Origin of the sequence: Nannocystis pusilla (assembly GCF_026626665.1) — a bacterium.
In the GTDB taxonomy this organism is placed as follows: domain Bacteria; phylum Myxococcota_A; class Polyangia; order Nannocystales; family Nannocystaceae; genus Nannocystis; species Nannocystis pusilla.
In genome coordinates, this window is record NZ_JAPNKE010000002.1 from 3,021,833 (window position 1) to 3,033,686 (window position 11,854).

At 71.5% G+C, this 11,854-nt stretch carries 10 protein-coding genes; 2 read left to right on the plus strand and 8 right to left on the minus strand.

Annotated features, from left to right (window positions below; all coding sequences use genetic code 11):
* Window positions 1-381: 381 nt before the first annotated feature.
* Entirely contained in the window at window positions 382-1,374 is a 993-nt protein-coding gene (locus OV079_RS13140) for a ribulose phosphate epimerase (RefSeq protein WP_267768698.1), read from the plus strand.
* Window positions 1,375-1,807: 433 nt separating this feature from the next.
* Here the strand turns inward: OV079_RS13140 and OV079_RS13145 are convergent, their stop codons facing one another.
* From OV079_RS13145 to OV079_RS13170, 6 genes are all read right to left on the minus strand, one after another.
* Window positions 1,808-2,059, minus strand: a complete 252-nt coding sequence (locus OV079_RS13145; RefSeq protein ID WP_267768699.1) for a hypothetical protein — start codon at window positions 2,057-2,059, stop codon at window positions 1,808-1,810.
* Complete coding sequence (locus tag OV079_RS13150; RefSeq protein WP_267768701.1) at window positions 1,975-2,748, minus strand: tetratricopeptide repeat protein; 774 nt, start codon at window positions 2,746-2,748, stop codon at window positions 1,975-1,977. The genes OV079_RS13145 and OV079_RS13150 overlap by 85 nt, the downstream gene beginning before the upstream one ends.
* 230 nt (window positions 2,749-2,978) lie before the next feature.
* Window positions 2,979-5,588, minus strand: a complete 2,610-nt coding sequence (locus OV079_RS13155) for a penicillin acylase family protein (RefSeq protein ID WP_267768703.1) — start codon at window positions 5,586-5,588, stop codon at window positions 2,979-2,981.
* Window positions 5,589-5,718: 130 nt separating this feature from the next.
* Window positions 5,719-7,473 (minus strand): thiamine pyrophosphate-binding protein, encoded by a 1,755-nt coding sequence (locus OV079_RS13160; RefSeq protein ID WP_267768705.1) that lies wholly within the window; start codon window positions 7,471-7,473, stop codon window positions 5,719-5,721.
* Window positions 7,474-7,519: 46 nt separating this feature from the next.
* Window positions 7,520-7,921, minus strand: a complete 402-nt coding sequence (locus OV079_RS13165) for a PaaI family thioesterase (RefSeq protein WP_267768707.1) — start codon at window positions 7,919-7,921, stop codon at window positions 7,520-7,522.
* A 22-nt stretch (window positions 7,922-7,943) separates the two neighbouring features.
* The gene (locus OV079_RS13170) at window positions 7,944-8,996 is read right to left on the minus strand and encodes a vWA domain-containing protein (RefSeq protein WP_267768709.1); all 1,053 of its coding nucleotides are present in this window, start codon (window positions 8,994-8,996) and stop codon (window positions 7,944-7,946) included.
* 138 nt (window positions 8,997-9,134) lie between these two features.
* On the opposite strand from OV079_RS13170, the gene OV079_RS13175 reads away from it, so the two are divergent.
* The gene (locus OV079_RS13175) at window positions 9,135-9,734 is read left to right on the plus strand and encodes a fasciclin domain-containing protein (protein ID WP_267768711.1); all 600 of its coding nucleotides are present in this window, start codon (window positions 9,135-9,137) and stop codon (window positions 9,732-9,734) included.
* Window positions 9,735-9,847: 113 nt separating this feature from the next.
* On the opposite strand, the gene OV079_RS13180 is transcribed toward OV079_RS13175, so the two are convergent.
* Window positions 9,848-11,272 carry an OmpP1/FadL family transporter gene (locus tag OV079_RS13180; RefSeq protein WP_267768712.1) on the minus strand — a complete coding sequence of 475 codons (1,425 nt, stop codon included), beginning with the start codon at window positions 11,270-11,272 and terminating at the stop codon, window positions 9,848-9,850.
* The gene (locus OV079_RS13185; RefSeq protein ID WP_267768714.1) at window positions 11,256-11,834 is read right to left on the minus strand and encodes a hypothetical protein; all 579 of its coding nucleotides are present in this window, start codon (window positions 11,832-11,834) and stop codon (window positions 11,256-11,258) included. The genes OV079_RS13180 and OV079_RS13185 overlap by 17 nt, the downstream gene beginning before the upstream one ends.
* Between the last annotated feature and the right edge of the window lie 20 nt (window positions 11,835-11,854).

An 11,854-nucleotide genomic window follows, 5' to 3' on the forward strand; every position in this document is an offset into this window, starting at 1 on the left:
AAAAATCAACGGCCCGGCGGCAGACCCGCCGGGCCGTTGTCGTGTCCGGCGGCCGTCCGGCGCGCCCGTGCACCGCCCCGATCGACGTTTGCGCCCCTCGTCCGGGCCGTCACGGCGCCTGAAACAATCCTCGTCACCCGGCAATTGTTCGGCGGAAACGTGTGACGGAGTGCGGGGCAGGCACGCATACGCGGGCATGCGAAGCCAATTAGCCAGTTGCGCTTGTTCCGTAGGCTATGCCATGCTGGCGGCCGAGGACTTGAGGATCGGCGGGTAATGACTCACCCCAATGCGACCTCAACTGCCAGACCTGACATGCGCGTGCCTCGCACACCGTAGGCTGCGCGCCGACAGCTCCAAATCGCACTCACGAGGGACTCCATGAAGAAGTTCAGCTTGGTTTCTAGCCTGCTCTGTTCCGCGCTGATGTTCGGCTGCGGCGATGACGGCAAGCCCGGGGCGTCGGGGACCGCCACGAACCCCACCACGAACAACACCAACGGCAACTCGAGCGACGGGACCGACGGCGACACCTCGACCGGCAGCGCCAGCGACACCGACACCACGCCGGGCACCACGACGACCGCCAGCTCGCCGGGCACCACGCCGACCACCGACGGCCCGACCAGCGACACCGCCCCCGCCACGGACACCGACACGACCGACGGCAGCTTCATCATGCCGCCCGACGGCGGTGGCGGGACCAAGGAGTGCGATCCGTGGACCCAGGACTGCCCGCCCGGCGAGAAGTGCATGCCCTACTCGGGCGACGGCGACAACTCGTGGGAGTCGCTGAAGTGCACGCCGGTCATGGAAAACCCCGGCCAGACCGGTGACCCGTGCACCGTCGAGGGCAGCGGCGTCAGCGGCATCGACAGCTGCGACGTCGGCCACATGTGCTGGAACACCGACCCGGACACCGGCGAGGGCACCTGCGTCCGCTTCTGCTCCGGCTCGCCCGACGCCCCGAGCTGCGACGTCCCCGGCACCGCGTGCACGATCGTCAACGACGGCGTGCTCATCCTCTGCCTGCCCTCGTGCGACCCGCTGCTGCAGAACTGCCCCGGCGGCGACCTCTGCATCCCGAACCCGCAGAACTCCGACAGCTTCATCTGCGTGCTCGACGCCTCGGGCGAAGAGGGCCAGGAGTTCGACGTGTGCGAGTACGCCAACGCGTGCGACCCGGGCCTGTACTGCTTCAACTCGGAGCTCGCCACCGAGTGCGACCCGAACGCGGCCGGCTGCTGCCTCCCGTTCTGCGACCTCACGGCCGCCGAGTGCACCGGCGCCAACGCCGAGTGCCTCGCCCTGTACGAGGAGGGCATGGCTCCTCCCGGACTCGAGAACGTCGGCTTCTGCGGCCTCCCGCAGTGAGCCCCGGCGGGCCCCTGCCCGCCCTCGCCGTCGCAGCCGCCTTCCCTTCGGGGAGGCGGCTGTGCCGCTTTCGCGGCGTACTCCTGCATCTGCGCCCAGGGACATGCTGCATCGGCCATGTCCTTTGCGACCTGTCCGATTCGGCATGTCCGAACAGCCAGCCGCATGAGCAGCGGCACGGGCCCGAGCGCCCGGCTGGTGGCGAAGCCGCGCTCGTCCGGGTCGAAGCGCACCCCCACCGCGCCGACGGCTGGCCGAGGTCCTCGATCCGGCCCGAGCCGGCCACGTCCGTCAGACCGTCCCGTCCACGACGCCGCGTCCCTCAGGCCGTCCCGTCCGGCGACGCCGCGTCCCTCAGGTCAGACCGCCCCGTCCGCGACCAGCCTTCGCGGCCGCTCACGGTTCGCCCGCGACGCCTCGCGCGTCGCGGCCGTCACTTCCCGCAGCTGCCGAGGGCCGCCTTGGCCTGCGCCAGCGCGTCGGGCTTGGGGCTCTTGGCGGTGAACGCCTTGAGGGCCTCCTTGGCCGGCTTGCACTGCTTGGCCTGCGCCAGCGCGCCGATCTTGCGGATGTGCGCCGACGCCAGGTCGGGCTTGAGGCTCAGCGCCTTGTCGAGCTTGGCCAGCGCGCCCTCGGGCCCGTCGAGCCGCCCGAGCTTGGCCAGCGCGGCCCCCACTCGCTCCACACGACCGCCTGATCGGGCAGCCGCGCCGCCAGGTCGGCCAGGTGCACCAGCGCCTCGTCGGCGCGCTCGAGCTTGACCAGCGCGCGCGCCAGGCCGAGCTTGGCGTCGTTGTCGTCGGGGCGCTTCTGCAGCGCGACCGAGAACTCGACCTGGGCCTCGCGGACCTTGTCGGCCTCCATCAACAGGTGCCCGAGCGTGCGCCGCACCTCCGCGTCGTCGGGCGCCAGCGAGGCCGCCTTGGTGGCGGCGGCCAGCGCCTCGTCGCGCTTGCCGAGGTCGCGGTCGACCTGCGCGAGCAGGAACAGCACGTCGACGTCCTCGGGCGCGAGCCGGTTGGCCTCGACGAGCGCCGCGGCGGCGCGCTCGTTCTGCCCCTGCGCCCGCGCGGCCCGGCCGAGGTTGTAGTGCGCGTCGGGGAAGTCGGGCTTGGCCGCGATCGCGGCCTCGAACGCGGCGACCGCCTCGTCGAGCCGACCGCCGTCGAGGGCGACGGCGCCGATGCCGTTGTGCGCCGGGTAGAACTTCGGATCGATGCGCACCGCCTCCTTCCACGCGGCGACCGCCTCTTCGCCGCGGCCGGCCTGCTGCAGGGCGATGCCGCGGGCGTAGTGCAGCTCGGGGTCGGCTGGCTTTTTGGCCAGGGCCGCGTCGAGCACCGCGATCGCCTCGGCGGTCTTGCCGGCGTGCATCAGCTGCGCTGCGCTCGACCGGCGGCGCCTCGGGCACGCTCTCGTCGTCGCCGGCGGCGTCCGGCGGCGTCGACTCGGTCGGGCCCTTCGGGGTACACGCCAGCAGCGCGCCGGCGACGAGGATGCGGAGCGTCCGGGGGAACGACACGGCGGGACTATACCTGCATTCGTCCGCGCCAGGACCACCCGCGGCGCGCACGCCGGCGCGCACGCAGGCGCGCACGCGACCGTCACGGCTCGAGCGTGACCGTCTCCCGGGTGGCGGCCTCGACCTCGTGCCGGCGGTACGGATAGTGGTGATAGCGGTCCTCGATCCAGTCCTGCAGCGTGTCGGCGAAGTGCGGACTGCTCGGATCGGCGCTGTTGCCGGGCGGGAAGTTGACGACCGCCTGCGGCACCCCCTCGCTGTCGAAGCCGGTGACGACCCGGAAGACCGCGCCGTCGTTCGACTCGAACTGCGGCCGCACGTCGGTCGACTCCGGCTCGAAGAACGAGCTGCCCGAGACGTTGACGGTGTCCTCGCCGCCGTCGGTCGGGTGCCAGCCGCCGTCGAGCTCGCCGCCGAACGCGTTGCGGAAGCCGGTGCCGTGACGGTCGCCCCAGTGGTAGCGGTGCGGCGCCACCGAGCCGAACTCGCCGACCAACCAGTCGGACGCGTCGACCAGCGCCTCCATCACCAGCACGTCGCGGCCCTCCTGCATCAGCTCGTTCGCGTTGGGGTACATGCCCGTGGCCGCCAGCGCGGCGAACTTGAGCGCGTACACCGGCGACGCGTCCATGATGGCGCCAAACACCAGCGACAGGTCGTCCTCGAGGATCCGCTGGACCAGGAAGTGGGCGAACGCGTGGAACGCCAGCGCCCCCGCCTCCTGGCGGTCCATCCGCCGGTTCCACTGCTTCGTCAGCAGGTCGCTCAGCACCTCGAGGTCCTTGCGCCCGCGGTAGGCCAGCAGCGTGTCGTCGGTCGCGACCTTGGCGTACACCTCGGCGAGCACCGGCAGCATCTTGTCGGCGACCAGGCTGTGCGTGTCGGACTGGATCGACTGCATGTCGGCGACCGTGACCTTGCCGGCCTGCGTCAGCTCGTGCAGCCGCTGCTCGACCCGCCCCGCGCGGTAGCCCGGGTCGTAGAAGGCGCCGTAGTACCAGGGGTCGTTGCTGAGGTCGCCGTCGCCGGTGAAGCCCCACGGGTCGTTGTTGGCGGTGACGATGAAGCCGGTCTGCGGCGCGCGGCTGCGTGGCAGCTGATCGCCCGGCAGGAACTTGCCGCTCCACACGTACGCCGGGTCGTCGCCGTCGACCACGCGGATCGGCATCGGCCGGCCCGCCGGCGCCCCGCGGTCGGGCACGTTGGTGTTGAGGTGATAGGTGATGCCCGTCGCGTCGGCGGCCATCCAGTTGAAGGTGCCGACCTCGATCATGTCGACCGCCTGCTCCCACTCGTCGATCGACTGCGCCTTGCCCATCCGCAGGAACGCGCGCGCCTCGTTGGTCGCGCGGAAGCCGGTCCAGTTGATCAGCAGCTTGCGGTCGGCGTCGACCACCAGCGCCGGGTCGAGCGGCAAGGCGTCGCCGACCAGCACCCCGTAGCCCTCGACGTCGCCGACGCGGAACTTGCGGTCGCCCATGCCCGCGACCTTGATGATCTCGTCGCGCCAGGCCACCGGCGCCGTCTTGCCGCCGATGTCGATCGTCGCCTGGTCGGGCGCCGACCTGACCGAGTAGAGGTCCATGCAGTCGGCGAAGCCGGTGGTCGCGGCCCACTGGATCTTGCGGTTGTGTCCCAGCTGCACCCCCGGCACCCCGGCGAAGCCGAAGCCCGCGACGTCGAACTTGCCGCCGGCGTCGGCGCTGTTGAGGTGGATCGCGTACATCACCGACGGGCTCTGCAGCGGCTGGTGCGGGTCGTTGGCGATCAGCGGCTTGCCGCTGGCGGTGAACCGCCCGTCGACCGCCCAGTTGTTGCTGCCGACCACGCGGAAGCCCGACAGCGCGTCGTGCATGCGGCGCAGCGCGGCCTTGGCGTCCGGCGGCAGGCTGAGGGCTGGCTCTTGGGACCTGTTCTTTGCGACCTGTCCTGAAGTCCTGCTCGGCTCGGCCCCGCTCGGCGCCGGCGCGGTCCCGGCCGCGGGCCGGTCCTCCGGCGGCACGGTGTAGACCTCCCAGCCCGGCCGCGGCAGCTGCACCACCTCGAGCACGGCGGGCACGAAGCGGGTGACGACCGTGGCGAGGAACTCGTACTCGAGCACGTTCGAGTTGCCGAAGCTGACCATCTTGCCGATCACCAGCGCGTCGACCGGGTCCCACGGCTCGGGCGCGTAGTCCAGCTCCGCCTTGCCGAAGCCGTACGGCAGCGGCGCGGCGCCCGAGTTGATCTCCTCGATGCGGCGGTTGACGCCGGCCGTCCAGGCGACGAACAGGTGGTACTCCTCCGGGCTCTCCGTCTTGAGGCGCTCGGCGTCGAGCCGGCCCCAGCGCGGGAAGTCGAACAGCCGCGAGATCCGGTCCTCGTCGACCTTGCCCGCGCCCAGCACCTCGGCCCCGCGCCCGTACGCCCGCCGCCGCATCAGGTCCATCTGGAACAGGCGATCGACCGCGACCTGGTAGCCCGCGGCGAAGAACACGTCGGCGTCGGTCTCGCCGTAGATGTGCGGCACGCCGCGGTCGTCGATGTGGATGTCGACGGGCGCCGACAGCTCCGAGAACACCTCCGGATCGCCCTCGAAGCCGGTGTCGCCCGTGTCCTCGGTGTCGCCCGGCGCACCCGATTCGGCGGCCTTACAGGCGGCGAGCAACGAGACGAGCAGCGCGCGAGTCACAGGGGCGAGGCGGACGAGCATGGCCTGAACTCTTCCGCAGGTCGGTGCGCACAGCAAGCCCCGCGCACCAGGCCCCGCGGGTCCGAGTCCTCGCGCCGGCGTGCGTCACACGACGCATGAAGCAGTTCTCATGCGCGAGCCCCGGCGGGCTTCACATCGACAGGGAGCCCTTGCGGAAGTCCGTGCCCCCGAGGTGAGCGTTGATCAGCACCGGCTTGCCGGCCTTGGCGGCCGCCTTGGCCTCGGCGATCACGGCGTCGACGGCGGCGGCCTCGCGGATCTCGAGCCCGACCGCCCCGAAGCCGGCCGCGGCGCGGTGATAGTCGGTGCGCGCCAGCTCGGTGCCGACGGCGTCGCCGAGGATCTCGACCTGTTCACGGGCGATCTGGGCCCAGCAGGCGTCGTTGCCGACCACCGCGATGACGGGCACCTTGTGGCGGACGAAGGTGTCGAACTCGCTCAGGCTGTAGCCGACCGACCCGTCGCCGTAGAAGATCCACGTCTCGGCCTCGGGGCGCACGAGCCCCGCCCCCAGCGCGAAGCCGGCGCCGACGCCGAGCGTGCCGAACACCCCCGGATCGAGCCACGACAGCGGCGCGCGCGGCCGGACGATGTACGACGCCGTGGCCACGAAGTCGCCGCCGTCGGCCACGAGCTGGCTGCGGTCGTCGAGCGCCGCCTCGATCCGGCGGCACAGGTGCAGCGGGTTGACCAGCGCCTCCGGCTCGGTCGACGCGCCGTCGGCCTGGGTCGCGATGTCCTTGTCGCGCGCGTCGTCGGCGGCCCGCAGCTTGGCCAGCCAGGCCGAGCGGTCGCGGACCTGGCCCGCGTCCGCCAGCCGGCCCGCGAGGCCCTGCAGGAACCGCCCGGCGTCGGCCAGCACCGGCACGTCGGGGCTGCGGTTCTTCTGCATCTCCTCTTCGCTGCGGTTGGCGGCGATGAGCACCGCCTTGCGACTGATGTTCTGGCCGTAGTCGAGGCGGAAGTCGCACGGCACGCCGGCGAGGACCACCAGGTCGGCCTGCTTGAGCGCGGCCTTGCGGGCGTGCCGCATCTGCAGCGGGTGGCCGGCGCCGAGCAGGCCGCGGGCCATGCCCGAGAGGTAGACCGGCGCGCCGATCGCCTCGAGCGCGGAGGCGATCCCGCGCGCCTCGCCCGGGATGCTCAGCGCCTGGCTGCCGACCACGATCACCGGCCGCTCCGCGCGCGCGAACGCCTCCGCGGCCGCGCGCAGCTCGTCGCGGGCCAGCGGCGGCGGCGGCACCGGCCGTGGCGTCTGCGGCCGCGCGTCGTCGGCCCCGGCGAACATGCGCCAGGTGTGGAAGCCGAGGTACGTCGCCAGCGCGCGCTCGCCGAGGCTGGGCGCCTGGCCCGGCTTGGTCTTGGCCACGTACCAGCTCTTCACCACGTCCTCGCGGTACAGCAGGTCGACCGGGCACTCGAGGAACACCGGCCCGGGCACGCCCTCCTGGGCCACGCGGAACGCCTCCTCGAGCATGGGCACCAGCTCGCGGACCCGCTTGGCCGCGTGGGCCCACTTCACGTGCGGCCGCATCAGCGCCATCTGGTCGATGTCCTGCAGCGCCCCGCGGCCCTTGAGCACCGTCGCCGCCGCCCCGCCGAGCACGATCACCGGCGACTGCGCCAGCTGGGCGTTCTTCACCGCCGTGATCGTGTTGGTGAGCCCCGGCCCGGCCGTGACCGCCGCCACCCCGGGCACGCCGGTGATGCGCGCGACCGCGTCGGCGGCGAACACCGCGTTGACCTCGTGGCGGGTGTCGACGACGCGGATCCCGCGGCGCTTGGCGCCGACCAGGATCGGCGAGATGTGTCCGCCGCACAGCGTGAACAGGAACTGCACCCCGTGTCGGCGCAGCACCTCGGCGATCCGGTCTCCTCCGTCCATCGTGGGCTCCTTCTCCAGGTCTTCGATCCGTCTCGTTGCCAGAACTTCAGCCGGCCAGCACGTGCTTGTCGAGGACGAAGCACGCGAACTCGCCGGTGAACACCACCTCGCCGCCGGCCTCGCGCACGACCTCGACCGTGACCATGCGCTTTCGGCCATGTTCGATCGAACATGTCCCGCGGGCCAGCACCGCATCGCCGACCCGCACCGGCCTCAGGAACTTGACGGTCGCCGCGCCGAGCACGACGTTGGGGTCGTTGACCGCCAGCATCGCCGCGTAGTCGGCGGCGCCGAACACGAAGCCGCCGTGGCACAGGCCGTGGTCGTCGACGGCCATCACCGGGGTGGCGACGAGCCGCACCTCGGCGCGCCCGGGCGCGACCGTCACCGGCGCGCCGCACAGGCTGGGATCGATCCGCGGGTGAGTGGCGATCGCCGCGTCCGTCATCGCCCGCGCTTATAGCACGGCCTCACATCGGGATGTACTGCGAGCACAGGCTGTCTTCGACCGACTGATTGATCGCCGCGGACAGGCTGAGCTGGCCCTCGTACACGTCGTTGATGTTGAACGCCCCGCCGTCGGTGGCCTGCGGGATCGGGGTCTTCCCCTGGTAGGGGGTGAAAAAGCCCATGCTCACGTCCTCGTTGTTGCCCGGCCCGCCGGTCATGTCGTTGTCGACGAAGCTGAACACGCGGATCTCGCGCTCCTGCAGCCCGAGCACCGTCTCGTCGTAGCTGTGCTGGATGACCTCGCCGCTCTGGTTGGCGCCCTTGTCCCCGAACGTGTCGTCGGTGGTGTGGATGATCATCCGCAGCGTCGACTCCGTCGGCCGCCACTGGAACCCGTACGCCGCCAGGTACAGCCCGTCGATCGTGTTCTCGGGCCAGTCGCCGTTCGAGCCGTTGCCGTCGGTCTGCGAGTTGCTCTGGGTGAACGTGCTCCACTCGATGAAGTCGGCCTGCAGCGAGGCCGCGTCGGCGTACGGCGCGCCGTTGTTGATGATCGTCGCGTCGTCGACGAACACCACCAGGCCGTAGCTCGGCTGCGTCTCCACGTCGAGCGCCGCGATCGCCTGATCGACCACCAGGATCTCGTCGGCCAGCTTCTGCAAGATCGCCGACATCGACGTCGACACGTCCATCACGAACACGATGTCGATGTTGACCTTGCACATGTCGCCGCCCTCGGTCGTCGTCTCCCACCAGCCGGTGTCGGTGTCTTCGCCGGTGGTGAACGGCGACGTCGTCGTCGACGTCGTCGACGTCGCGGTCGCCGTCGGATCGGTCCCTGTGGTCGGCTGCGGCCCCGAGGTGCTCACGGCCCCCGACGACCCGGTCTGCCCGTCCGTGCTGTCGCTCGCGTCGCTGCTGCCCTCGGAGGCGCTGCCCGACGCGCTCGGATCGACCGTCGACGCGCCCGTGGGCGACTGGGTCGTCGGCGCCGTGGCCGACACGTCGCTCGTATCGCCGCCGGGCTCGCCGCAGGCCGAGAGCGCCGCGCCGGCGAGGACACAGGAGAGCACCGAGGAGACACACCGAGGCGAACAAAACATCGTCAAGAGCACAGCCCATCGCTCCGTCGCCCGTCAAGCTCGCAGCGCCGATAAAAGTTGCCGCCGAGGCGCTCGCCGGTTTACCGTCGAGATCTGGAGGCCCCCATCGTGAACCTGAGACTCATCGCACTGTCCCTGCTCGTCGCGAGCGCGAGCACGAACGTCGGCTGCAAGAAGGACTCGGCCTCCGAGACGCCCGAGCCGGCCGCCCCCGCACCCGCCCCCGCGCCGGAGCCCGAGGCCGAGGCCACCCCCGAGCCGGAGGCCGCCCCTGCCCCCGAACCGGCCCCCGCCGCCAAGGACCTGGCCGCCGTCGTCGCCGGGCTCGAGAAGGGCAAGACCTTCCACGAGCTGCTGGTCGCCGCCGAGCTCGACAAGGAGCTCGCCAGCGCCGACGTCAGCCTCACCATCCTCGTCCCCACCGACGAGGCGTTCGCCAAGCTGCCCAAGGGCACCCTCGACAAGTGGAAGAAGAACAAGGAGCAGCTGCAGAAGGCGCTCAAGTACCACTTCATCCCGGGCCTCAACGACACCGCCAAGATCGGCAACTACCGCACCGCGCCGACCGCCGCCGGCCCCGAGCTGCCGATCAAGCAGACCCAGGACGCCGAGATGACGATCGACGGCGCCAAGCTGCTCGAGGTCAACATCCCCGCCAGCAACGGCCTCGTCCACGTCATCGACAAGGTGCTGGTCACCAAGAAGTGAGGGCCTCGCCAGCCCTTGAGCCAGGTCTCTCGGGACATGTCCCGAGAGACCTTTCTTTCCTGCCCCGGCCGCGCGCCGGAGCTGTCCGCAGGGACACGTCCTCGCCGCGCCGGCTAGAAGTACGTGCCCATGCCGAGGTGGCCGGCGAACAGGTGGAACGCCACCCGGTCGACCGTGCCGATGTCGTAGCCCACGCGGCCGCTCGGCGCGTCGCGCAGGTCGAAGATGATCTGCGCCGCCGAGCCGCGGCCGTAGCTGTAGCGGACCGCGATGCAGGTCGAGAACACGATGCTGCGGGCCCGCTCGCCCTTGCCGAGGCGGACCGGCGAGAAGAACTCGACCCCGGTGGTGACCCCGTAATAGTTGATGCGAAACTGCGGGAACGCCGAGGTGTGGGTCTGATCGTCGCGGTCGGAGAACACGCCGATGCCGAAGTACAGCCGCTCCGCGGTGCGCAGGCGGGCGCCGGCGCGGACGTTCCAGAGCGGGCGGATGTTGATGTCGGAGCCCTTCGGCCGCAGCCCCGGACTGAAGTCCATCTCGCCGCTGACCCACCCGCGCCGCTTCGGCAGCGCGTAGGCGACCCCCATGGTGAGGCGCATCGGCGCCACCCGCCCGCGCCGCGACGGCGACGGCGAGTCGTCGAACTCGAACTTGTACTCGTCGTCGCCGTCGGGCCGGTCGACGTTCGAGTTGTTGAGCAGGTAGCTGCGGTGGATCTCGAAGGCGACGAAGCGAGGTGTCCGAAAGGTCAGGCCGAGGTGGACGTTCTTGGCGAACTCCCACTGCAGGCCGACCACCGCCTCGCCGCCGAAGATCGAGCGCTTGTTGTCGAAGTCGACGGTGCGGGTGGCGTCGGTGCGCGCGTCCGCGGTGCCCGACGCCGCGTCGATCCACATCCGCATCTCCTCGCGCTGCCAGCCGTAGGTGCCGAACAGCGTCGCGCCGATGCGGAAGCGCGGGTGCGGCTGCCAGCCGACCGCCGCCCCCGCGTGGTAGCGGTAGACCCACCCGTCGACCTGGATGCGCGCGTCGTACTCCGTCCCGCCGCCGGCCCCCTGCAGCGACGCCGAGTAGTCATAGTAGTCGTAGTCGGGCGCGAAGTAGCCGACCCCGAGCGTGACCCCGCGGCCGACGTGGCGCGTCACCGCCAGCGACGACGGCATCACCAGACCTTGCAAGCTGCTCAGCGTCGCCGCGTCGCGCGAGCCGTTCGGCAGGTCGGCGACCGCCGCGTACGGCACGATGCGGGCGCGGAACTGGGCCGCCTGGGTCGACAGGTTGAACTGCGTCCGCCGCACCGCCCCGAGCCCGGCCGGGTTGTAGTAGATGGCCCCGGTGTCGCGCCCGAGGGCCGTCACCGCCCCGCCGGTCAGCGCCGCCTCGTTGCTCAGCGGGTTGGTCTCGCGGTTGCCGGCCGCGGCCGGACGCGCCGACAGCCCCGCCGCCGCCGCGCACGCGACCACCAGCCCCGAGAGACAGGTGCGACCCCGGCGGCGCAGGCGGCCGCTCGCCTGTGGCTCACGTCTGCGAGCCACGGGCGACGTAGAGATCGAAGGTGAGGTCGACGACCGGGCGGCTGTCGCTGTCGTGGAAGTGCCAGGTGAGGGTCGCAGCGTTGGCCCGATCGACCTTCTCGAAGTACACGTAGCCGCGCATCGAGGTGCCCGGCACCAGCACGCCCCACGGCAGCGCCGACGAGGCGACGTCGCCGCCCACCCACTCGATGCGGCCGAAGTCGAGCTGACGACCCGGGTGATAGCCGTTGTCGTTCTGCCCGGCCTGGACGAACGAGCCGCCGGCGTCGAGGAGATCGCGCCGGAAGCCGCGCTCGTCGATCAGGTCGATGTCGCCGGGCGCCAGGCGGATCGGTCGGTTGCCCAGGTTGGCGACCAGGACGTGGATCACCGTGACTTGCTCGTCGAGGTCGCTCGGGATGCCCTGCCAGGCCCCCGTCGTCAAAACCACGCTCAGCCCCGACTGCGGGTCGCGGGCGAGCATGCGGTGACTGCCGTCGATGGCGACGAGCTCGCCGGAGGGGAGGCAGGCGGCGCTCACGAGCAGCAGCGCGAGCGCGAGGCGTCTGGAGGCGCGCGTCACGGGTGCAAGCATACTCGCTT